Here is a 22,862-nt window from a genome sequence, read left to right as displayed (position 1 = left end):
GTCCCTCAGGGTGTCTGCGCGCCGCGCGCATTGAGATACACGGCGTAGAGCGAGGTGGTGGCGGCAATGAAGAGCCGGTTCCGCTTCGGTCCGCCAAAGGTGATGTTGGCGACGGTTTCCGGGATCAGGATCTTGCCCAGCAGATCGCCGTCCGGTGCGTAGCAGTGCACGCCGTCGCCGGCACTGACCCAGAGATGGCCTTCCGTGTCGACGCGGATGCCATCGGGAACGCCCGGATCGATGCTGGCGAACACGTCGCCGCCGGCAAGCGTCCCGTCCTCACCCACGCTGAAGCGGCGTATGTGATGGGGCAGATGCGCGCCATGCGAGCGGCCGGAATCGGCGATGTAGAGCCACTTCTCGTCCGGCGAGAAGGCGAGGCCATTGGGCTTGTCGAAATCGTCCGCGACCATCGTGACACGGCCGTCCGCCGGGTCGAGGCGATAGACGTTGCAACGGCCGATCTCGCTATCCGCCTTGTTCCCCTCATAATCGGTGAGGATGCCGTAGGGCGGGTCGGTGAACCACAGCGTGCCGTCCGACTTCACCACCACATCGTTGGGCGAGTTCAGCCGCTTGCCTTCGACCGCGTCGACGAGAACGGTGATCCGTCCATCGTGCTCGGTGCGGGTGATCCGGCGGGCGCCGTGCTCGCAGGTGACCAGCCGCCCGTCGCGGTCGCGCGTGTTGCCGTTGGCGTGGTTCGCCGGGAAACGGAAATTGGCGACCGCCCCGGTTTCCTCGTCCCAGCGCAGCATGCGGTCATTGGGGATGTCGCTGAAGACGAGAAAGCGGCCATCGGCGAAATAGACCGGGCCTTCCGCCCACCGCGTTCCGGTGTGAAGCGTTTCAAGCTGGCAGACAGGAATGATGAAGGAGGTAAACCGGCGGTCCACGACCTCGAAATACGACATCGGACGGACTCCCTACGAGTGTTGTTTTTAAGGTTTTTGCGAGCGCACGGCCCAGTAATAGGTCTCGACGAGATGCAGATGCTGGCGCATCTCCGCCTCGGCGCGGTCCGGGTCGTGCGTGGCGATCGACTGGAAGATCGCCTCGTGGCACTTGCGCGCGGCGGCCATCGCGCGAGGATCCTTCAACGCGGTGTGGCGCTGATCCTGCAGCAGTTCCAGCACGCCCTCATACAGGGCGTTGATGACCGGATTGCCGGCGACGCGCGCCACCGCGAAGTGGAACGCGTCGTCGGTCTGCACGAAATCGGGAATGTCGACGCTGGCGAGATTGGCCACCAGAAGCGTCTGAAGCTCCGCGATCTGTTCGTCGCTGGCGCTGCGCGCCGCCTCGCGCGCCAGCGCTACCTCGACCAGAAGCCGCGTCTGCTGGAACAGCTGAACGCCCTGCGGCTGTGACAGCAGGAAGTGGGCCGCGCCCGAGAGCTGGTCGAGTATGTCCTTCGGGTCGGGCGCCGTCACCCGCGCCCGTTCCCCGCCACTGACCGAGATCAGCCCCTTCTTGTTCAGCCACAACAGGGCCTCGCGCACCGCCGGACGGCCGACCTGAAAGCGCTCCATCAGTTCACGCTCGGAGGGCAACGTGTCGCCGACCTTCAGCTCGCCGGAATAGATCATCTGCGAGAGATGCTCGGCGATCTGGTCGAACAGCCGGTTCCGTTTGATCGCGTGGATGGGCGCTTGGCTCATTAAAATGATGTCCGTCCGTTCATGTGTACTGCGAATCGAATGTGTACATCTTTGCTAGGACAGCCAAGCCGCTGTATTCCGCTTTATCACCGCAATGGTCGGGTCCGCTCCGCATTCAGCGTCCCAATTCCTTGCGGATCTGCGCCTTTGCCGCCACCAGCGCCGCAAGCCAGCGGTCGCGCCACAGCCGGCGGGCCGACAGCTTTTCCGCGGGAACGCTCACACGGCGCGCGGCCTCCAGCGTGGCCACCAGCGGCGCCTTCCACTCGCGCGGATCGGCCTGTTCCCTGGCCAGCTCGTAATACATCGGTCCGAGATTGCGGCAGTACTCGGCGATGCCGGTGGAGGCGTTGAGGTCGATGGTCTCGAACGGCCCCATGAAGAACCAGCGCAGGCCGAGCCCTTCCGCCACCGCCTTGTCGACATCCTCGGTGGAGACGATGCCGTCCTCCACCAGCCGGAACGCCTCGCCCAGCAGCGCGCTCTGCAGACGGTTGACCACGAAGCCGTTGATCTCCCGACTGAGCCGGATCGGCTGCTGCCCGACCGCATCCATCAGTTCGCCGGCAAAGGCGAGAGCCTCCGGCGCCGTCCAGGGCGCCGGCACCAGCTCGACCAGCGGGATGAGATGGGGCGGATTGACCGGGTGCACCACGAGACAGCGGGCGCGCGTCGCCAGCGTTTCGGTGAAGGAAGAGGCCGGCAGGCCCGACGTCGAGCTGCCGATCACGACCTTCGGCGGCACCAGCGTATCGAGCCGGGCGTAGAGTTCCTGCTTGATCGGCAGGCGTTCGGGCGAACTCTCCTGCACATAGGAGGCGTCGGCCACCGCCTCTTCAAGCGTCGGCGCGGTGCGGATGCGCGCAATGACCGCTTCAAGCTCGGGCGTGCCGGCGAGTGAGTCCCTCACGAAGGCGAGCGTGGCATCGGCCGAGGCGGGCGAGGGATCGTACACGACCACCTCATGGCCGGCGCGCGCGAAGACGAGCGTCCACGACGATCCGACGACACCACAGCCGATAATGGCGATACGAGACATGATAGGCTCCGAATTCTGTTTGGTGGTCGGATCAGGACGAGGCGGCCACCGCCTCCTTGCGCCGCCGGTTGGCGGCGTAGACGGACAGGCTCACGGCGATGATCAGGATGCCGCCGTTGAAGAAGTATTCGACGTAGAACGCGGCCCCGAGCTGCTGCACGCCGGAGAAGGAGAAGGCGAGCACCAGCACCGCCAGCAGTGTGCCAAGCACGTTCACCCGGCCCGGCTTGATCGACGTCGCGCCGAGCAGCACGCCGGCGAAGGCGGGAAGCAGATATTCGGCGCCCACCGAGGGCGTCGCCGCGCGCAGGATCGAGGCGAGCAGGATGCCGGCCAGCGCGCACAGCAGGCCCGAGCCAATGAAGGCGCCCAGGACATAGTTCGGCACGGAAATGCCGGAAAGTTCGGCGGCACGGGCGTTAGAGCCGATGACGTAAAGACCGCGTCCCACCGGCATCCGCTCCAGGATCACCCACAGGATGATGCCGACCACCGCCACATAAAGCGCCGTCACCGGCACGCCGTGAACGAACCCGGTCAGGCCGGTGAAGCTGTCGGGCAGGCTGAAGCCGGGTATCTGCTGGCCGTCGGTGTACCAGTTGGACACGCCGTAGAGCAGCGAGCCCATGCCCATCGTGGCGATGAAGGCGTCGATCTTGAAACGGGTGACAAGCAGTCCATTGATCAGACCGATGACAAGTCCCGCCGCCAGCACGATCAGCGCGGCCAGCGGCCACGGCACGGCGGCGTTCACCTGCAGGCCGATCATCAGCACATGGGCGAGGCCGATGTGATAGCCCACGGACATGTCGAACCGTCCGGTCGTGAGCGGCAGCATCACCGCGAAGGCGAGCAGCGCGGTGATCGACTGGCTGGTGAGCAGGTTTCCGATGTTCCCGCTCGACAGGAAGGTGTTCGGCCTGAGCGCGGAAAACACGATGAGAACCAGCGCGAAGACAATAAGCAGGCCATAGATCGACACGAACCCGGTCAGCGCCTTGAACGAGCGTCCCGTTGTGGTCTGAGTCACGCAGCTATCCTCCAAGGTGAGGGGCGTCGGCACCCTTCGGTGCCTGATGTTCCGGGGCGGCGGCCGTGGGCGCGCCGAGAGTGGACAGGGCGATCAACCCGTCGATGGTCAGCCGCTCACCGACGAGTTCGCCGGCCGCGCGCCCGCGATCGATGACGAGGGCGCGATCGCACAGGGTCGCGACCTCCTCCAGGTCGGAGGAAATGACCAGAATGGCGCGGCCCGCCGCGGCGGCCTCGCGCAGCATCCGGTGGATCGCGATCTTGGCGCCGATATCGACGCCGGCCGTCGGCTCCTCAAGGATCGCGACCTTGCCGTCGGCCTCCAGCCAGCGCGCGAGGCAGACCTTCTGCTGGTTGCCGCCGCTGAGCCAGTCGATCATCGCGCCCTCGTTGCGGGGGCGCACGTCAAAGCGGTCGAGCCGCTCCTTTGCCGCGCGCCGCTCGGCGGCCGGGCTCACCAGCTCGAAGGCCGAGCGGCCGCGGATCAGCGGGTTGGGAAACAGGTTCTCGATCAGGCTCATCGCCGGGAAGGTGCTCTCGCTGGTGCGGTCGCCGGCGAGCAGCACGATGCCGGCCTTGATCCGCCCGCCGATGCTGTCCTGATGGTCGAGTGTGCGTCCGGCGAGGGTGATCGTCCCCGCTTCCGCCCGCTTCGCGCCGAACAGGGTGCGGCCCACCGCTTCCTGCCCCCCGCCCCGCAGGCCGACAAGGCCGAGCACTTCCCCCGGCCTCAGGGTGAAATCGAGCGGTCCCCGGCGGTCGACGACCAGGCCCTCGACCTTGAGGACCGGCTCCTCGTCGCGCACGGGCGCGTGGGCACGGTGGGCCAGGTCGACGGCACGGCCGAGCATCTGCTCGACAATCTCGCTGCCGGTGATCTCGTTCATGGCGGCGGTGTGCACGCGGCGGCCGTCGCGAAACACGGTGATGCGGTCGGCAAGGCCGAACAGCTCGTGAAGGCGATGCGAGACGTAGATGATGCTCGCGCCCTGATCGCGCATGCGGCGCATGGCGTCGAAAAGCCGGTGGGCATCCTGTTCCGGCAGCGCCGCGGTCGGCTCGTCGAGCACGAGCACCTTCGGCGTGTGGGCGAGGGTGCGCACGATGTTGAGGATCGCCTTTTCGGGCGTCGACAGCGTGGCGACAAGCCGATTGGGATCGACCGGGGGAATGCGCATGGTCTCGTAGATGGCCGAGGTCTGGCGCATCACCGCGCGCCAGTCGATCAGCCCGGCCTTGCGCGGATAGCCGGCAACGAGAGCGATGTTCTCACAGACGCTGAGATCATCGACCAGCGCGAGGTCCTGATGGACAAAGGCCAGCGGCAGCGACTGGGAGCGCGGATCCACACGGGCGCCTTCGAGCAGGATCTCTCCCTCGTCGGCGTCATAGACGCCGGCGAGGATCTTGATGAAGGTCGACTTGCCCGCCCCGTTCTCGCCGACGAGCGCGTGAATTTCACCACGCGCCAGCGAGAACGCGGCGTTGTCGAGCGCCAGCGAGCCGAAGAAACGTTTGGTCAGGCCGCGCACGTCAAGCAACGGCTGGGTGTCGGTCATCACGGAACATCCGGGGACGAGGAACGGGGCAGGCAGAGCCGGGCGGCACTGCCGGGCGAGCGAACCGGGCAGCGCCCGGATCAGCAGGCCTTCGCCGTCTTGCGCCACACATTCATGTAGTGGCAGGCAAAACCGTTGCTCGGGATGAACTCGTTCTTGTCGCCGCCTTCCTTGTCCACGTTCTCGCGGGTCACGAGATAGGTCGGCTGCACGAACTTCGCCGGCTCCTCGCCTGCCATGGCACGCACCACGGCGTCGATGGCCTGATAGCCGAACAGCGTCGAGGGCTCGGGAACGGTCGCGACCTCGTACTCACCCTTGCGGATCATGTCATAGGCCGAGGGCGGGCCGTCGGCGCCGACCAGGTGCACCTTCGAGGGTTCCACGCCGGACGCGCGCAGGGCCGAGGCAATGTAGGGATAGAAGTTGTCGCAGCAGGTGGTGCCCCACCAGTCATCGCCATAATTGGCGATCACGCCCGAGATGACCGAGGGAATGCGCCGGGTCTGGTCGGCGATCGGGATGTTGATCATTTCGAGGAAGGTGCAGCCCTTGCAGTTCTTCACCGGCTCCGTCGCGGCTTCGGCCTTCAGGCGGGCGATGGCGAACCCGCTGTCGAGGAAGTGCAGCAGCCGGGCGGTGCCGTTGGACTTGGCGATGACGTAAGCCGCCTGCGCCGCACCGATCTCCACCGGGTCCGACCCGATGTTCATGAACAGGTTGGTCTCGGGATCAGGACCGGGAAAGGCCGTGGCGTGAATGCCGATCACGGGAATTCCCGCATCGACCGCCTGCTTGATCGGCCCCTGCAACGCGCTGGCATCCGCCGAGGTGACGATGGCGGCCGGCTTCATCGCGACCGCCTGCTGCATGGCGGAGAGGTTGCCGGTGACCGTGCCCTTGCCGTTCAGCGTCACGGCCTTCCAGCCGAGTGCCTCAGCGGCCTCCGAGACGCCGCGTCCCCAGTTCACGAACGACACGTAGGACTGATCGGCCGACACATAGACGACCGTGGTCGCCGCGGTCGTCGCTTCGGGCCCGGTGGTGGGGCCCTTCCATTCGGTCTGCGGGCCGGTGCGGGCCGCGACGATCGCCTTGGCCTCGTCGAGACTCATGGTCTTCATGATCTCGGATTTCGGCCAGGCGTCGAAAGGCTTGGCGCGCGTTTCGGCATGGGCGGGGAGCGCAAGCCCAGTGGCGAGGGCTGCCGCCCCCATCGCGAACGCAGCCGAACGCACACGCCGCGCCCCATTACGGGACGCACGGAGAGCAAAATTCATCCTTGGATCCTCCTAGTAAGTCGACCCGTCTTGGGCGGGCTTCGAACGGCCATGATGACCGTCAACTGGTATGACAGGTCGATATGTCGACCGTCAAGAGGGTTATGCGGACACGTCCGGCGGAGCGGATTCCAGGCGGAGATTGTTGGGGGGATTGCTGGGGATAATTGTTCGGGAGGCTGAAGCCGGACCCGGGAAGGCACGCCGCGCTGCGCGCCGCAAGGCAGCCCCGCGCGGGCGGCGCGCCCGCGCGCGGGCGCTTCACCGACGCCGCGTGGCGACGTCGTTCAGCAGATGTTTGTCATCCGCCTGCCCGACCGGATTCCGGGCGCCGCCGGCTCTTTACCGCCGGCGCTCCAGCGTCGCGAAGAACAGGACCGTCAGTCCAAGCACGATGAGCAGAAGCACGAAGGACGCCGCCGCGCCCTCATTGAGATGCAGGCCGAGGAAGGCGCGGCGATAGGCGAAGAAGCTGAGCACCTCGGTCGAGGCCCCCGGCCCGCCCTTTGTCAGCACATAGGGCAGATCGTAGGTGCGGAACTCGTTGATCAGCTGGATGATCACCGCGATCGCCGCGACCGGCCTCAGCATCGGCAGGGTGATGTACCAGAACTGCTGGAGCGGGCTGGCCCCGTCGACCTCGGCGGCCTCATAGGGATCGCGCGGCAGCGAGGCGAGGCCGGCGGCCAGGATCAGCACCACGAAGGAGGTCTGCTGCCAGATATCGATGCCGGCCATGGTCCACAGCGCGAAGTCGGCATTGCCCAGCCAGTCGACGCGCGGCAGCCCGAACACTTCCAGCATGTGGTTGACGATGCCGAGATTGGGCTGGAGCAGCATGCGCCAGATCAGCGCCACGCTCACCGGCGACATCGCCATCGGAATGGTGAGCACGGCGAAATAGACCGGCTTCATGATCACGGTCCGGTTGATCATCAACGCGATGCCAAGACCGATGATGAACTCGCCGGCCACCGTGACGACGGAATATTTGATGGTGAGCCACACCGCGCCCCAGAACAGCGGCTCGCTCATCACCGTGACGAAGTTCGCCAGGCCGACAAAGGGGGTGAGCGAGGGCCGCAGCAGGGTGAGCGAGGACACCGAGATCACGGCAGCATAGACCAGCGGAAAGCCCATGACGATGGCGAGCATCAGCAGTCCGGGCGCCGCGAAGGCCCATCCGGTTCGCCAATCCCTGTCCGCGAAGGCCGCCAGACGCATGGTGGTTCTTTCCGTATCAAGTGTCTTTGGGGGACGTGGCGGCGCGCCGGAAAAGGGATCCGGCGCGCCGGGAGGCCAAGCTCTTGCTTGGCTGAGCGTCTTGCTGCGCTGAGCCTGTTACTTGGCTGAGCCTGTTACTTGGCGAGCAGCTGGCTGAGGCCGTCCGAAGCCGCCTTCAGCGCCTCCTCGGGCTTGGCCTGCCCACCGGCGGCGAGCGAAAGCTGGGCGCCGAGAACATCTTCATACTGCGCGGAATAGGCGAAGATCGGGAACGACTTGCCCGAGGCCACCACGTCGAGGGCGGTCTTGTAGAACGGGTACTTCGCCAGCACGGCCGGGTCGGTATAGACGTCCGAGCGCACCGGCGCATGGCCCTCCATCGCGCGGGCGACCGAGATCTTCTTGCCCTGCACCCACTCGATGAACTTCCAGGCCGCGGCCTTGGATTCGTCGGAGGTGTTCTTCGGGATACCCCAGCCCCAGCCGCCGCTTTCGCCATGGCCGCCCGGCATCACCGAAAGCGCCAGCTTGCCGGCGACCTTCGGGCACTTTTCCTGGCTGTCGAGCTGCGGCAGCATCCACCAGTAGGTGACCATGCTGAACGCGTCACCCGCGCACATCAGGCGCATCGTGTCGTCGAGCGTGGCGGAAAGAGCGCCCTGCTGGGCACCGTTCTGGATGTTGTCGGCATAGAGCTTGAGCGCGGAAAGTCCCTCTGCGCTGTCCAGCACCACCTTGTGGTCGGCATCAAGATAAGCGCCGCCGACCGAGAACAGGTAGTTGGAGAACTCCATCGCGTTCGGGTCGCCGCGCTGGCCCTGCATCGCCGCGCCGACGACATCGGACTTGGCCTTGAAGAACTTGGACAGCTCGACATAGTCCGCCAGCGTGGTGGGAACGGCGAGTTCCTTGCCGGTCTGCGCCTTGTAGTCCGCCTTGATCTTGGGATCGTTGAGCAGGTCGGTGCGGTAGATCATGCCCATCGAGTAGTTGTACATGGGCAGGATCGGCAGCGCGTCCTTGGTCTGGCCGAGCAGTTCCAGCATGGACGGGATGAAGGGCTTCAGGTCGAAGCCGGACTTGGCGACATAGGGGCCGAGATCTTCCAGCCAGCCCGCCGCCGGGAATTCACCGGCCCACAGGAAGTCGACCTCGAGAACGTTGTAGTAGCTCTCCGGCGAAACCAGCTGCGCGACCAGCTTGTCGTGCATGTCGCCATAGCCGATCTTCTCGAACTCGACCTTGATGCCGGTCTCTTTCTCGAATTCCGGCAGCATCGATTCGATGATCTGCGTCTCCGGCACGTCCTCCATCAGGGCGTGCAGGGTGATGGTCTCGGCATAGGCGGGATAGGCGGCCAGCATGCTGGCTCCGAGGAGTGCGGCGGTAAGGCTGTGCTTCATGCGCATGTCGTTCTCCTAGTTCCTCTGGAACGGGCTTGCGCCCGTGTTGTTGGCGCGGCCCCCGGAGGCGCCGCGCAGTTCAGCCGCTACTTCACACTGCCAAAGGTGAGGCCCTGAATGATGAAGCGCTGGATGAAGCGGGAGGCGATGACCAAGGGCAGGATGGCGAGCACCACCCCGGCGGAGACTTTCGCGATCTGGACGCCGTTGGAGGTCTGCAGCGAGGACAGCGCGACCGGCACCGTCGCGGTCTGCGGGCCGCTCAGCACCAGCGCGAACAGGAACTCGTTCCAGGTCAGAATGAAGCCGAGCACACCGGCCGCCGCGATGCCCGGCAGCGAGACCGGCAGCACGATGCGCCAGAACGCCCCCCAGGCGGTGGCGCCATCGGTCTGCGCCGCCCACTCCAGATCCACCGGAATCCCTTCGAAGAACCCCATCAGGATCCAGATCAGGAACGGCAGGTTCAGCGCGGCATAGGCGATGACCAGGCCGGTGAGCGAATTGGAGAGGCCGACGGTGCGAAACAGCGCGAAGGCCGGCAGCACGATCGCCACCGAGGGCAGCATCTGCGTGGCCAGAACCGCGAAGCGCCCGCCCTTCCCGCTGGTCTTGAACCGGGCAAAGGCATAGCCGGTCATGGCCGCGAAAGGCAGCGCGATGACCACCGATCCGAAGGCGACGACCAGGCTGTTGAAATAGGAGCGGCCATAGCGCGTGGTGGTGAACAGCTCGACGTAGTTGTCGACCGTCGTCGCCGGCAGCAGGTGGGTCGAATAGGACATCGCCTCCGGCAGGAAGCTGGTGCGCACCACCCATAGAATTGGAAGGAGGATGACGGCGCAGACGATGAGCAAGCCCAGATGAAGTGCAACGTGCCGCATGCCGTTTCCTCCGTATGGCTCAGGGCTTGACCAGACGGAGACTGGGGCGCGGCAGGGCGCGCGTGGTCTCCGGATCGAACAGGTGCATCGGCGTGAGGTCGAGATAGAGCGGCACGGTCGCGCCGATCTGCGCCGTGAAATGGCGCGAGAGCCGGGCGGACATCTCCAGCGCCGGCTCAAGGCCGAACTGGCCGACCAGGATGTTCTCCACGCCGAGCGATTCCATCGCGACGACGGTGAGGTCGAGGCGCTGCAGCCCCGGTTGCGGCGCCTCGTGCAGGTCTTCCGGGCGCAGGCCGAAGATCACCTCGCGCCCGCTGTGGGGCTGATAGGCCGCGCGATGGCGCTCGGGAACCGCGAGTTCGAAGCCTGCCCCGATCAGCATCAGCCCGTCGCCGCGGCTCTCCAGACGGGCGGGGATGAGGTTCATCGGCGGGGTGGCGAGGAACCTCGCCACAAAGGTGTCGACCGGGTCGGCATAGACATCCAGCGGCCGGCCGACCTGCACCATCCGGCCCTCGCGCATGATGCAGATGCGGTCGCCCATGGTCATGGCCTCGACCTGGTCATGGGTGACATGGACGATCGTGCGCCCAAGCCGGCGGTGCAGCTTCACCAGTTCGAGCCGCATCTCGGCGCGCAGCTGCGCGTCGAGATTGGACAGCGGTTCGTCGAGCAGGAAGGCGACCGGATCGCGCACGATGGCGCGGCCAAGCGCGACGCGCTGGCGCTGGCCGCCGGAAAGCGCGGCCGGCTTGCGGTCGAGATAGGGGGTAAGGCCGAGCAGGCCGGCGGCCTCGTTGATCTTGGTCTCGATCACCGGCCGCGCCACGCCGCGCATCTTGAGCCCGAAGCCCATATTGTCGCGCACGCTCATATGCGGGTAGAGCGCATAGGACTGGAACACCACCGCGATGTTGCGATCGCGCGGGGCCACGTTGTTCACGCCGCGCCCGCCAATGCGCAGGTCGCCGGACGAAATGCTCTCCAGCCCCGCGATCATCCGCAGCGTTGTCGACTTGCCGCATCCCGACGGGCCGAGGAAGATCACGAACTCGCCCTCCTCGATCGTCAGGTCGACGTCACGCACGCCATAGGCGCCGTTGGCGTAGAGCTTGGAGACATGATCGAGTTCAATCGACGACATCGGGCGTCCCTGGTCCATTTCCTGCGCGCGAGGCCGAAGCCTTCGGAGTGACGGCGCCTCAAGGCGAGGCGGCCTCGACACGTGGAACCCGTCAGGTAGACGAGCAGGAATGTAACAAAATCAAACATAAAAATTTGCGAGTTGATCGATATCCGTTGCGCCGCTCCGCGTTCGGGCAGAGCGCCGCGCCGGGCTGGAGCCTCAGGTCATGTACACGCCGCCCGTCACATTGATGCCCTGCCCGGTCATGAAGCGGGCCTGGTCGGAGCACAGGAACGCCACCACGTCGGCGACATCCTCGGGCTGTTCGAGGCGACCGAGCGGGGTCTGCGCGATGTAGTCCGCGACCACCTGCTCGGGCGTGATGTTGCGAAGCTGGGCTTCCCATTCGACTTCGCGCGTCTGCATGCTGGTGGCGACGAAGCCGGGACAGACCGCGTTGACGCGGATGCCCTTCGGCGCCAGTTCGCGCGCCAGCGCCTGGGTCCAGCCGAGCACCGCGAATTTCGATGCCGAGTAATGCGCCAGAAGCGGCGCGCCCACCTTGGCCGCAAGCGAGGCGGTGTTGACGATGCACCCCTTGCCTTCGCTCACGAAATGCCGCGCCGCGATCTGGTTGGTAAGGAAAACACCGCGGGTATTGACCGCGAAGTTGAAGTCCCATTCCTCGTCGGTGAGGTCGAGCGCGGCCGTCATGGTGGAGACGCCGGCATTGGCGACGAGCAGGTCGCAGCCGCCGAGCGTATCCAGCACCTGCTGGAGGCTGGCCGCGACGCCCGCCCGCTCGCGCACATCGATGCCAATGGCCACGGCGCCATGGCCCAGGGCATCCGCCGCGTCCCGCGCCGCCGCCAGATTGATGTCGCCGATCGCCACCGTCACGCCCTGACGCGACAGCGCCTGGGCAATGGCCCGCCCGATACCGGCGGCCGCCCCGGTGATGAAGGCGCGGCGGCCTGCGAGTTCAGGATAAACCGGCGTGGGCGCGGTGGTCGGGATCATTGGCGGCTCCTCATGTCGGCAACAGACTTATCCAAACACGATCGAACATCAAGAATAAAGTTATGTTTGATATTGTTTGTTTGATGGGCTAGACAGTGCTGGCCGGGTGGTCGCGAATCCCTCATCACCATGGGAATGTGATCGGGCGGAGTGGTGCGATGGCTGAAGAAGCGTCTTTTCGGGACAAGGCTGGGGAGGAGCAGGCCGGCGGCGACGAGCGCCAGCGCATGCTTTCCCATGTGCGTCATTCCCGCATTCTCGAACATCTCAGCATGACCGGCTCCATCGGCGTCACCGCCATCGCCGCCGATCTCGGCGTGTCGGACATGACCATCCGCCGCGATCTGGTGGAACTGGAGCGCGAGGGGCGCCTGGTGCGCGTGCATGGCGGCGCCGTGCTCGCCGACGCCCCCGCCAGCATCGCCATGGATAGTGAGGAGCCGCGCTTCGATGCGCGCCTGCGTCGGGGCAGCGACGCGAAAAGCGCCATCGCCGCCTATGCCGCGACCCTGGTTGCCGGGTACCGGACGCTGGCCGTGGATGTCGGCACCACAACCTATCTGATGGCCGGCCATCTGCGCGACGCGGCCCACCTCAAGGTGTTCACCAACAGCCTGCGCATTTCCGCCCTGCTCGATGGCGGCGCGCCGGAGGTCTATGTCGCCGGCGGCCGGGTGCGCGCGGAAGAGATGTCGGTCTACGGGCCGACCGCCGTCGCGCAGTTCGAGAAGCTCTGGTTCGACGCGGCGGTTCTTGGCACGTCGGGCATCACCGCCGAGGGGTTCTTCGATTACTCGTTCGAGGACACCGACATGAAGCGCGTCTATCTGCGCCGCTCGGGGCTTCGAATCCTGTTGTGCGATTCCGCCAAGTTCCAGCGCATGTCGCTGGTGCAGGTCGGCGCGTTCAGCGAGATCAGCATGCTCATCACCGACGCGGAGCCGCCCCCGCGCATCGCCGCCGCGCTCACTGCGGCGCGCGTGGATGTGCGCATCGCGCCCCCCTATCCCGGAAACTGACGCGCGCCAGCCGCGCAGCCGACCCTCAAGGAGTATTGAGAATGGTATTCGAATGCTTTGGCGACAAGAAGAAGGTCGTCATCTCCATGGCTCACATCGGCGCCCTTCCGGGAGCGCCGCTCTATGACGCCGATGGCGGCCTCGACAAGCTGATCGAGGGCGTTCTGGCCGATGTCGAGAAGCTTCAGGCCGGCGGCGTCGATGCCATCATGTTCGGCAACGAGAACGACCGCCCCTACGTGTTCAAGGGCTCCCCGGCATCGATCGCGGCTATGACGGCGATCGTGCAGGCGGTGAAGCCGCACCTCAAGGTGCCGTTCGGCGTCAACTATCTGTGGGATCCGGTGGCCACGGTCGCGATCGGCTCGGTCACCGGCGCCAGCTTCGTGCGCGAGATCTTCACCGGCCTGTTCGCTTCCGACATGGGCCTGTGGGAGCCGAACTGCGCCGAGGCCGCGCGGTTGCGCCATGATCTGAAGCGCGACGACATGAAGATGCTCTTCAACATCAACGCCGAGTTCGCCCATTCGCTCGACCAGCGCCCCATCGAGCTGCGCGCCAAGAGCGCGGTGTTCTCCTCGCTCGCCGACGCCATCCTGGTCTCCGGCCCGATCACCGGACAGCCGGCCGACCAGTCGCATCTGCGCAAGGTCGCCGAGACGGTGAAGGAGGTGCCGATCTTCGCCAATACCGGCGTCAACATCGACAATATCCGCGACGTGTTCTCGGTCGCCTCCGGCGTGGTCATCGGCACCCATTTCAAGGTCGACGGCAACACCTGGAACCCCGTCGAGGCGGCGCGCGTGTCGCGCTTCATGGATGTCGTGAACGCCATCCGCTGATCACGACGCCCTTCCCTGCGCACAGGTGCCTTCATGAGCTACGTCCTCGGACTCGATATCGGCACGACGTCGACCATCGGACTGCTTCTCAAGCTTCCCGGTGAGATCGCCGCCATGACCTCGCGGCCGGTGACGCTGTCTTCCCCTCATGCGGGCTGGGCCGAAGAAGACCCGGCGCAGTGGTGGGACAATGTCTGCGCGATCACGCGCGAGCTGATCGCCACGGCGGGCATCGACCCGGCCGAGATCGCCGCCATCGGCGTGACCGGCATGCTGCCGGCCGTCGTGCTGCTGGACGCGGAGGGCCACCTGCTGCGCCCCTCCATCCAGCAGAGCGACGGGCGCTGCGGCACCGAGGTCGCCGAACTGCGCGCGGAAAAGGACGAGGCCTCGTTCATCGCCAGGGCCGGAAACGGCATCAACCAGCAGCTGGTCACCGCCAAGCTGCGCTGGATCGCGCGGCACGAGCCGCAGGTCTTCGCCCGCATCGCCACGGTGTTCGGTTCCTATGACTACGTGAACTGGCGGCTGTCCGGCGAACGGGCGGTGGAGCAGAACTGGGCGCTGGAGGCGGGCTTCGTCGATGTCGCGCGCCATGAGATCGACGACGAACTCGTCGCCTGGGCCGGCATTCCCCGCAGCGCCGTTCCGCGAAAGACCGCCTCCCACGAGGTGATGGGCCGGGTGAACGCCGAAGGCGCCGCCGCCACCGGCCTTGTGGCCGGCACACCCATTATCGGCGGCGCGGCCGATATGATCGCCTCGGCCCTCGGAGCCGGCGTCACCCAGACGGGCGACATCCTCATCAAGTTCGGCGGCGCGATCGACATTCTCGTCGCCACCGATCAGGTGAAGCCCGATCCGCGGCTCTATCTCGACTACCACCTCATCCCCGGCCTGTTCATGCCCAATGGCTGCATGGCGACCGGCGGCTCGGGCCTGAACTGGTTCGTGCGCACCTTTGCCGGCGGCGAGGCGATGGCCGCCGAACGCGAGGGCATCAGCGTGCACCAGCACCTCGACCGGCTCGCCGCCGAGCGGCCGGCGGGCGCCGATGGCCTGATGATCCTGCCCTATTTCCTCGGCGAGAAGACCCCGATCCACGATCCCGCCGCGCGCGGCGTCTTCGATGGCCTCACCCTGTCCCACGACATCGGCCATCTGTGGCGCGCACTGCTCGAAGCCTATGCCTATGCCAGCGCGCACCATGTCGAGGTGCTGCGCGACATGGGCCATTCCGCCCAACGTGTGCTGGTGTCGGATGGCGGCTCGAACTCGCGGGTGTGGATGCAGATCATCGCGGATGTGCTCGGCCAGCCGGTTCATCGGCTCAAGGGTCATCCCGGCTCCTCGCTCGGTGCCGCCTGGACCGCCGCCGTGGGCGTGGGCCTCGCCGACTGGCCCGGCATTGCCCGCTTCGTGCAGCAGGACGAGGTGCTCCAGCCCAACCCCGCCCATGCCGAGGTGTATGAGGCGGGCTATCGGCGTTATCGCGATCTCTATCGCTGCCTCGCGGCCCAGCGGCGTGTCGCGTGAGCGGGTCTGGTGTGAGCGGGGTTGGCGTGAGCGGGGTTGGCGTGAGCAGGTCTCGCATCCGCGAACCTTCCGGCCGCCTCGCCGCTGTCGCCTGGGACATTGACGGCACGCTGATCGACAGCGAACCGCTTCACCATCGCGCGCTTCTGGCCGCCTGCAAGGCACTTGGAACCGACCTCTCGGACCTGCCGGATCAGGCCTTTCGCGGCATTCACATGGGCGATGTCTGGCGGCAGATCTCGCCACGGCTCGCGAGTGAGGTGAGCGAGGCGACATGGCTGGCCTCCATCAATGCCCATTATGTCGAGGCCCGCGGCAGCCTCATCGCCCTGCCGCAGGCGGTCGCGACCATCCGCGCGCTGCAGCGGCTCGGCATCCTTCAGGCCTGCGTGTCGAATTCCAGCCGGAGCGTGGTCGACGCGAACATCGATGCGCTCGGCATTGGAGACGCGATGGCGTTCTCGCTGAGCCTCGATGACGTGGCACGGGGCAAGCCGGACCCTGAACCCTATCTCGCCGCCTGCATGCGGCTGGGTCTTGAGCCCTCGCAGGTGGTGGCGGTGGAAGACAGCCGCGCCGGCGCCATCTCCGCGCGCGCCGCCGGCCTTCATGTCGTCGGCTACCGGCCGAGCGGGGGCGGGTTCGACGATGTCGATCTCGAGATCGACCAGCTCGCGGATGTCCTGACGCTGTTTCACCCCGCCGCCAACGGCTCGTGATCGACAGTTTGCGGCCGGAAACGGCGGGATGGGCTCACCCGCCTCTCGCCACCCGGCCCCGTCGACCCGACACCTGCCGGCGCGGACCCGGCACGCCTTATCAAAGGCAGGCGCCGAGACCTGAATGCAGATTATTGCAACAATTATCGACCTATAAAGTCAAATGATAATCCCCAAAATGAATACAATTTCTGTAATTTCTGCATTACATAATCACAAATTATAATTTTTATCGTCTATTCTATTTTTTCATTACTCAACGTGAACTGGACTAAATGACTTGATTCTATTTTCGATGCGAATTTATTGGAACATCCCGGCTTTCTCGACGTTGGGTTGTTAATGGTGGGCTTTTGCCCCGCCGCTGCCATCAATTCTCAAGCGGCCGGCCATGCCGTCGGCTCCGCAAAAAGAACGGCGCGCGCAACATGTATCGCATCCTGCTTTCGCTCCTGATCGCTGTGGTCGGGCTCTTTCTTTTGATCGGCGGGGCGTGGCTTGCCGCCCTCGGCGGGTCCTGGTTTTTCATCCTTCTCGGCGCGCTCATCTGCGTGTCGGCCCTCCTCCTGCTCAGGCGACACGCCGCGGGTCTGGCGCTTTATGGCCTGACCCTGCTGTGCACGCTGGCCTGGGCGGTCCATGAGGTCGGCTTCGACTGGTGGGCGCTGTCCGCGCGCGGCAGCCTGCTGGTCGCGCTTGGTGTGCTTCTGCTGCTGCCGCCCATGGTCTGGTCGCTGCGCCGCGAGGGCGAAGGCCGGGGCCGCTATGGCCTGCCGAGTGGCGTGCTCGCCGCGTCGATCGCCCTGGCGGCGGTCATTGGCGGTTATTCGATGCTTCAAAGCCCCCATGATCAGGCCGGGGCGTTCTCCGACGCGACGATGACGGCGACCCGGAATGTCGAGAGCACCGTCCCCGACGGCGAATGGCAGGCCTATGGACGGACCGCGGCGGGCCGGCGCTACTCACCGCTCGATCAGATCACCCCGGCCAATGTCGACAAGCTGAAGGTGGCCTGGACCTATCGGACCGGCGACATACGCGGCCCGAACGATCCGACGGAAGCCACCTATGAGGTGACCCCGCTGATGATCGACAACACGGTCTACATCTGCACGCCGCACAGTCTGGTGATCGCGCTGGACGCGGTCTCCGGCAAGGAAAAGTGGCGCTTCGATCCGCAGCTGAAACAGACCCTCAAGCAGACCACCCAGCATCTCACCTGCCGTGGCGTGTCCTATTACGATGGCAGCTCGGCCTTGGTCACGGCCGGGCAGACCCCGTCCCCCGCGCGTGGCCCCGAGGGAACGCCCGACGCGCAGCGCGTCGCGGAGAGCGCGGCGGATGTCACCACGCAGGCTGCCGGCGTGCCCCAGAACGTCGTCACCGGCCAGGCCAAGCCCGGCGCGCCCAATCCGGTTGTCGATCGCAAGGGCGTGGCAGCGGCCGGACCGGTCGATCCCACCTGCGTGAAGCGCCTGTTCGCGCCCACCTCGGATGGCCGGCTGATCGCCCTCAGCGCAGAGACCGGCAAGATCTGCCCCGGTTTCGGGGGTGATGACGGGACCATCAACCTCTGGGCGAACATGCCCAATGTCACACCCGGATCGGTCTACGCCACCTCCCCGCCCGTGGTCACCGACAAGCTCGTCATCGTGGGCGGTACGGTCAACGACAACGTCGCCACCACCTCTCCCTCCGGCGTCATCCGCGCCTACGACGTCAATACCGGCGAACTGGTCTGGAACTTCGACGCCAAGAATCCCGACGCCACCGCGCCGATCAGCAATGGCGAGACCTATTCGGAGAACGCGCCCAACTCCTGGAGCGTGTCCAGCTATGATCCCAAGCTCGGGCTGATCTACCTGCCGATGGGCAACCAGTCGCCGGACCAGTATGGCGCCGGCAGAAGCCCCAGCGTCGAGAAATACTCGTCATCCATCCTCGCGCTCGACGTCAACACCGGCAAGCCCGCCTGGGTGTTCCAGACGGTCCATCATGACCTGTGGGACATGGACGTGCCCGCGCAGCCCAGCCTGGTCGATCTGACCATCGGCGGCGTCGAGGTTCCCGCGCTGGTCGCGGCAACCAAGCAGGGCGAAATCTATGTGCTCAATCGCGAGACGGGCGAACCGGCTCTCCCCGTGACGGAGGAGCCGGCACCGACCGGAGCGGTCAAGGGCGACACCACGGCGCCGACGCAGCCGGTGTCCACCATCTCGTTCAAGCCCGAGCCGCTTCAGGAAAAGGACATGTGGGGCGCCACGCCGCTCGACGAGCTCGCCTGTCGCATCAAGTTCCATTCCCTCAACTATGAGGGCCGCTATACGCCGCCGACGGAGAAGGGCTCGATCATCTATCCCGGCAATTTCGGCGCGTTCAACTGGGGCGCGGTCGCGGTTGATCCGAACCGCCAGGTCCTGTTCGGCATGCCGGTCTATCTCGCCTTCACTTCGAAGATGGTCCCCCGGCCCAACGCTGACAAACGGGTCGTCACCAAGGATGGCGAGGCGGTGTTCAACGAGAATTTCGGTGCGCCCTATGCGAGCGAAATGGGTGCCTTCCTCTCGCCCATCGGGCTGCCGTGCCAGGCCCCGCCCTGGGGCTACATCGCCGGCGTCAATCTGACCAACGGCAAGACCGTGTACAAGCACATCAACGGCACGGTGCGCGACCTCTCGCCGATCCCCCTGCCCTTCAAGATGGGCGTTCCCGGCATTGGCGGGCCGATCATCACCAAGGGCGGCGTCGCTTTCCTCAGTGGAACGCTCGACTATTATGTGCGCGGCTATGACCTGAAGACCGGTGCACAGCTCTGGCAGGCACGGTTGCCCGCCGGTGGACAGGCCACGCCCTCGACCTATCTCGGCGCCGACGGACGGCAGTACCTCATCGTCGTCGCCGGCGGTCACGGCTCGACCGGAACCGAAGCCGGCGACTCGATCATCGCCTACGCGCTTCCCAATCCCGGATAGGCCGCCGGGGGCAGGTTGCGCTCAAATTCTCGACGGCCAGGGCGGGAGAATTGGCCCAAAGGGGTCGAACCGGTCCTGCGACCCCAATCATTTTTCGGTGGCCGAAGGCACTCACGGCGGGCGGGTTTATCGCTGAACCCCTGCTCGACCCGTTCGTCGATCGTGTCCCGCCGGGCCTTCAATAAAGCTCATATCGTTGCGTCCTGGCTCGGAACGTTCTGATTTCCTCCATCGAGGCCTTCGCGCTGCGCCGCCCAGGTGAGCAGCGCATCAAGAGCCGGGCACAGGGCCTGACCCCAGTCCGTGAGGCAGTACTCGACCTTCGGAGGCACCTGATGATGGACGATGCGGCGCACGATCCCGTCCTTTTCCATCTGCCGGAGTTGCTGGATCAGCATCTTCTGGGAGATCCCCGGGATCGCGCGTTCGAGATCGGAGAAGCGCAGAACATGCCCGCCGAAGAGGTGAAACAGGATCACCAGCTTCCAGCGTCCCTCAAGAAGCTTGAGCGCGTTCTCGACGCCCTCGGCCGCTGTTTCTCTCGTATATTGGTGCGACATACTTTTTAGTTAGTACCTTACTTTTTCGTGTGTTCTTGCGATTTTGGAAAGTTAGGGCATTTTCAGTCTCCAGACAAGGTCAACCCGGAGATCGATCATGACCCTCGCATTACCCAAATCCATAGCCGACTACTTTGCGGCGGATGCGGCGGATGGCGCGGCGGTTGCCGCATGTTTCACGGCCGACGCCGTGGTCGTCGACGAGAAGAAGACCTATACGGGGCGCGAGGCGATCGCGGCCTGGAAGTCCGAGGCATCCGCGAAGTATCAATACGTCGCCGAGCCCGTAGCCATCGAAGATCAGGGTGACAGGGTCATCGTCACCGCACATCTGATTGGAAATTTTCCGGGAAGTCCGGTGGACCTTCGCTACGCTTTCACGCTCTCTGGTGACGCGATCGCCCGGCTGGAGATCGTCCCATGAGCTTCGATCTTGGCCTCGATGGAAAGCGCGCCCTTGTGACGGGCGGCACCAAGGGCACGGGCGCCGCGGTGGTTCAGGCATTGGCGGACGCAGGTGCGCGCGTCGCGGCAACGGCCCGAACCGTGCCCGAGAATGGAACCGGCAAAATCCATTACATCGCGGCCGACCTGCTGACCGCGCAGGGCTGCGCAAACGTCGCCAAGGAAGTGGTTCACGCGTTCGGCGGCATCGACATCCTCGTCAATGTGCTTGGAGGATCGAGCGCGCCGGCGGGTGGCTTTGCGGCCTTGACCGATGAGGAATGGCAGAAGGAGATCGATCACAATCTCATGCCTGCGGTCCGGCTCGATCGGGCACTGCTTCCGTCGATGATCGCGCAGAACTCAGGCGTCATCATCCATGTGACGTCGATCCAGCACGAACTGCCATTGCCAGAATCGACGACCGCCTATGCAGCCGCAAAGGCGGCGCTGTCGACCTATAGCAAGAGCCTGTCGAAGGAAGTGACCCCCAAGGGCGTCAGGGTGGTTCGCGTGTCGCCTGGCTGGATCGAGACCGACGCCGCCGTGGCGCTCGCGGAACGGCTCGCGAGGGAGGCCGGGACCGATTATGAGGGCGGCAAGAGGATCATCATGAATTCTCTAGGCGGAATCCCGCTCGGCCGACCGGCGAAACCGGCCGAGATCGCCGATCTGATAACATTCCTGGCATCGCCGCGCGCTGGAGCGATAACCGGTACCGAATATGTCATCGACGGCGGGACTGTTCCCACCGCTTGAATTGGGGGCTCCCTCCGCGAATTTCAGCACAGCCTGGGGGGCATCCCCCCGAGGCGGGGCCTATTCAAGATCACGCCGCGCCCCATGAGGGGCCCGGCGTGATCCTCATGACAGCCAGCCGGTTCTCATCGCCCCGCACACCGATCAAGGCGGTCCCATCGGCCGGACGCTCCTCATCGTCCACCATGGCGAGCCTCATCGACCACGGCGAAACGGGACAGTCCGCCTACCCCCCGCCGCCCTTCCGCGCCAGCACGGTACGCTTGGCCACCCAGCCAAGGGTCGACCCCTGCACGATCACGGAGAACAGCACGACGGCGTAGGTCGCCGCGAGGATCCAGGACTTGGCCTCCCCCTCCGGAATGGAGAGCGCAAGCGCGATCGATATGCCGCCCCGGATCCCGGCCCAGGTGAGAAACACGACACTGCCGCGCGACATCACCTGGCCGGCCCATGGCATGAATGTCGGCACGCCAACGGCAATGAAACGCGCGGCGATAACGATCGGAATGGCGATCGACGCCAGCAGCAGGGCATGCGGATCGAAGCGGAGGATCAGCACTTCCAGCCCGATCAGCAGGAAGAGCACCGAATTCAGCACCTCGTCGATAAGCGTCCAGAGGCCGAAGACATAGGTCTGGGTGCGGTCGCTCATCGCGTCGCGCGGGCCTCGATATCCGATCAGCAGTCCCGCGGCGACAACCGCCAGTGGTCCGCTGACATGAAGGCGCTGCGCGACGGCGTAGGTAGCGGTCACCAGTGCCAGCGTGATCAACACCTCGATGGAATAATCGTCGATCAACCGCATGGCTCGGTAGGCGACATAGCCAGTGACCAACCCGAGCAGCAGCCCTCCGCCAGCTTCGGCGAACAGCAGCTCGGTGATCGACCATACCGTGGTCTCCTCGCCACCCTGGCCCGTCGCAAAAGCCAGCAGGATGGTGAAAACGACGATGCCGACGCCGTCGTTGAACAGCGACTCTCCCTTCATCTCGACCTCGAGATGTGCCGGCACCTTCACGTTCTTCAGCGTGCTCATGACGGCCACCGGATCGGTGGGACTGATGAGCGCGCCGAACACCAGCGCCCACGGCAGCGGCAGGGGTTGGCCAAGCAGGCGCGCCGCCTGCCACATCATGAAGCCGACGATGAAGGTCGACGCAATCGTCGCGAAGGTCGCGAGCACCACAACCGGAAGAGCGCGGCTGGCCAGCGTCTTAAGGTCCACATGCAGCGCGCCGGCGAACAGCAGAAATGCCAGCATCCCGTCCATTACCACCGACGTAAAGTCGATGTTCAGGAGCGCGCCCGTCAGCGGAGCGAAGAGATGCTCACTCGGATAGAGGACGTCGATCGCCACAAGTATCAGTGAGGCAGCGACACTCATGGTAAGCAGGCCGACGCTGCGCGACATCGGCAGAAACTTGTGATTGATCCAGCCCAATCCGGCGGACAGGGTCAAAAGCAACGCGGAAAGCTCAAAGATCGACAGCAACAACTCTCCTTCTGCGGACGGCGCCCGGCAAATCCCACATCGGGGGCAATGAATATAATTTTCTCATTTAGTACCAGTTGGTTACAGGAACAAAAAAGTCCCTGCGCCAGCACCGGCGATGGCTCCAAAAATGTCGGTGCCAGACGGCACGACCCAAAGCGCGCCCATGTCCCCCGCATCAGAATGCGCCGAACGCGACATGGCGTCGAACCGGGATGGAGGCTGTGGAGCCCAGCGGGTCCCGGCCTCCCCGGCGTACCAGAATCCCCCTCACCCGCCGACGGT

General features: G+C 65.4%; 20 protein-coding genes. 7 read left to right on the top strand and 13 right to left on the bottom strand.

Going from position 1 to position 22,862, the window contains the following annotated elements; genetic code table 11:
* Positions 1-5: 5 nt before the first annotated feature.
* The 11 genes from G3A50_RS13330 to G3A50_RS13280 form a co-directional block, all read right to left on the bottom strand.
* Positions 6-914, bottom strand: a complete 909-nt coding sequence (locus G3A50_RS13330) for an SMP-30/gluconolactonase/LRE family protein (protein ID WP_163075730.1) — start codon at positions 912-914, stop codon at positions 6-8.
* Positions 915-941: 27 nt separating this feature from the next.
* Positions 942-1,661 carry an FCD domain-containing protein gene (locus G3A50_RS13325; RefSeq protein WP_163075729.1) on the bottom strand — a complete coding sequence of 240 codons (720 nt, stop codon included), beginning with the start codon at positions 1,659-1,661 and terminating at the stop codon, positions 942-944.
* Between the two features lie 115 nt (positions 1,662-1,776).
* Positions 1,777-2,700, bottom strand: a complete 924-nt coding sequence (locus tag G3A50_RS13320; RefSeq protein ID WP_163075728.1) for a 3-hydroxyacyl-CoA dehydrogenase — start codon at positions 2,698-2,700, stop codon at positions 1,777-1,779.
* Between the two features lie 31 nt (positions 2,701-2,731).
* Positions 2,732-3,730 (bottom strand): ABC transporter permease, encoded by a 999-nt coding sequence (locus G3A50_RS13315; protein ID WP_163075727.1) that lies wholly within the window; start codon positions 3,728-3,730, stop codon positions 2,732-2,734.
* A 4-nt stretch (positions 3,731-3,734) separates the two neighbouring features.
* Positions 3,735-5,291 carry a sugar ABC transporter ATP-binding protein gene (locus G3A50_RS13310; protein WP_163075726.1) on the bottom strand — a complete coding sequence of 519 codons (1,557 nt, stop codon included), beginning with the start codon at positions 5,289-5,291 and terminating at the stop codon, positions 3,735-3,737.
* An 80-nt stretch (positions 5,292-5,371) separates the two neighbouring features.
* On the bottom strand, positions 5,372-6,571 hold the full coding sequence (locus G3A50_RS13305; RefSeq protein ID WP_163075725.1) for an ABC transporter substrate-binding protein: 1,200 nt from the start codon (positions 6,569-6,571) through the stop codon (positions 5,372-5,374).
* Positions 6,572-6,913: 342 nt separating this feature from the next.
* Positions 6,914-7,795 carry a carbohydrate ABC transporter permease gene (locus G3A50_RS13300; RefSeq protein WP_163075724.1) on the bottom strand — a complete coding sequence of 294 codons (882 nt, stop codon included), beginning with the start codon at positions 7,793-7,795 and terminating at the stop codon, positions 6,914-6,916.
* A 134-nt stretch (positions 7,796-7,929) separates the two neighbouring features.
* On the bottom strand, positions 7,930-9,204 hold the full coding sequence (locus G3A50_RS13295) for an extracellular solute-binding protein (RefSeq protein WP_163075723.1): 1,275 nt from the start codon (positions 9,202-9,204) through the stop codon (positions 7,930-7,932).
* A gap of 80 nt (positions 9,205-9,284) precedes the next feature.
* Positions 9,285-10,082 (bottom strand): carbohydrate ABC transporter permease, encoded by a 798-nt coding sequence (locus tag G3A50_RS13290; protein ID WP_163075722.1) that lies wholly within the window; start codon positions 10,080-10,082, stop codon positions 9,285-9,287.
* Between the two features lie 19 nt (positions 10,083-10,101).
* The gene (locus G3A50_RS13285; protein WP_163075721.1) at positions 10,102-11,229 is read right to left on the bottom strand and encodes an ABC transporter ATP-binding protein; all 1,128 of its coding nucleotides are present in this window, start codon (positions 11,227-11,229) and stop codon (positions 10,102-10,104) included.
* Between the two features lie 201 nt (positions 11,230-11,430).
* Positions 11,431-12,231: an SDR family NAD(P)-dependent oxidoreductase gene (locus G3A50_RS13280; RefSeq protein ID WP_163075720.1), complete on the bottom strand. Its 801-nt coding sequence runs from the start codon at positions 12,229-12,231 to the stop codon at positions 11,431-11,433.
* Between the two features lie 158 nt (positions 12,232-12,389).
* Here G3A50_RS13280 and G3A50_RS13275 point away from each other — a divergent pair, with 158 nt between their 5' ends.
* The 5 genes from G3A50_RS13275 to G3A50_RS13255 all read left to right on the top strand — a co-directional run bounded on the left by G3A50_RS13275 (position 12,390) and on the right by G3A50_RS13255 (position 19,319).
* Positions 12,390-13,250 (top strand): DeoR/GlpR family DNA-binding transcription regulator, encoded by an 861-nt coding sequence (locus G3A50_RS13275; protein WP_163075719.1) that lies wholly within the window; start codon positions 12,390-12,392, stop codon positions 13,248-13,250.
* 41 nt (positions 13,251-13,291) lie between these two features.
* On the top strand, positions 13,292-14,092 hold the full coding sequence (locus G3A50_RS13270) for a BtpA/SgcQ family protein (protein ID WP_163075718.1): 801 nt from the start codon (positions 13,292-13,294) through the stop codon (positions 14,090-14,092).
* 33 nt (positions 14,093-14,125) lie between these two features.
* A complete protein-coding gene (locus tag G3A50_RS13265) occupies positions 14,126-15,628 on the top strand; it encodes an FGGY-family carbohydrate kinase (RefSeq protein WP_163075717.1) in 1,503 nt (500 codons plus the stop codon).
* A gap of 41 nt (positions 15,629-15,669) precedes the next feature.
* Entirely contained in the window at positions 15,670-16,347 is a 678-nt protein-coding gene (locus G3A50_RS13260) for an HAD family hydrolase (protein WP_246251672.1), read from the top strand.
* Positions 16,348-16,775: 428 nt separating this feature from the next.
* Positions 16,776-19,319, top strand: coding sequence for a membrane-bound PQQ-dependent dehydrogenase, glucose/quinate/shikimate family (locus G3A50_RS13255; protein ID WP_163075716.1), 2,544 nt, complete (start codon positions 16,776-16,778; stop codon positions 19,317-19,319).
* A gap of 188 nt (positions 19,320-19,507) precedes the next feature.
* On the opposite strand, the gene G3A50_RS13250 is transcribed toward G3A50_RS13255, so the two are convergent.
* A complete protein-coding gene (locus G3A50_RS13250; RefSeq protein WP_163075715.1) occupies positions 19,508-19,879 on the bottom strand; it encodes a winged helix-turn-helix transcriptional regulator in 372 nt (123 codons plus the stop codon).
* Between the two features lie 97 nt (positions 19,880-19,976).
* On the opposite strand from G3A50_RS13250, the gene G3A50_RS13245 reads away from it, so the two are divergent.
* Entirely contained in the window at positions 19,977-20,303 is a 327-nt protein-coding gene (locus G3A50_RS13245) for a nuclear transport factor 2 family protein (RefSeq protein ID WP_163075714.1), read from the top strand.
* On the top strand, positions 20,300-21,082 hold the full coding sequence (locus G3A50_RS13240) for an SDR family oxidoreductase (protein WP_163075713.1): 783 nt from the start codon (positions 20,300-20,302) through the stop codon (positions 21,080-21,082). The genes G3A50_RS13245 and G3A50_RS13240 overlap by 4 nt, the downstream gene beginning before the upstream one ends.
* A gap of 226 nt (positions 21,083-21,308) precedes the next feature.
* On the opposite strand, the gene G3A50_RS13235 is transcribed toward G3A50_RS13240, so the two are convergent.
* A complete protein-coding gene (locus tag G3A50_RS13235; protein WP_163075712.1) occupies positions 21,309-22,577 on the bottom strand; it encodes a cation:proton antiporter in 1,269 nt (422 codons plus the stop codon).
* Between the last annotated feature and the right edge of the window lie 285 nt (positions 22,578-22,862).

This window comes from Ancylobacter pratisalsi, assembly GCF_010669125.1.
In the GTDB taxonomy this organism is placed as follows: domain Bacteria; phylum Pseudomonadota; class Alphaproteobacteria; order Rhizobiales; family Xanthobacteraceae; genus Ancylobacter; species Ancylobacter pratisalsi.
This window is presented reverse-complemented; position numbering and strand designations above follow the sequence as displayed.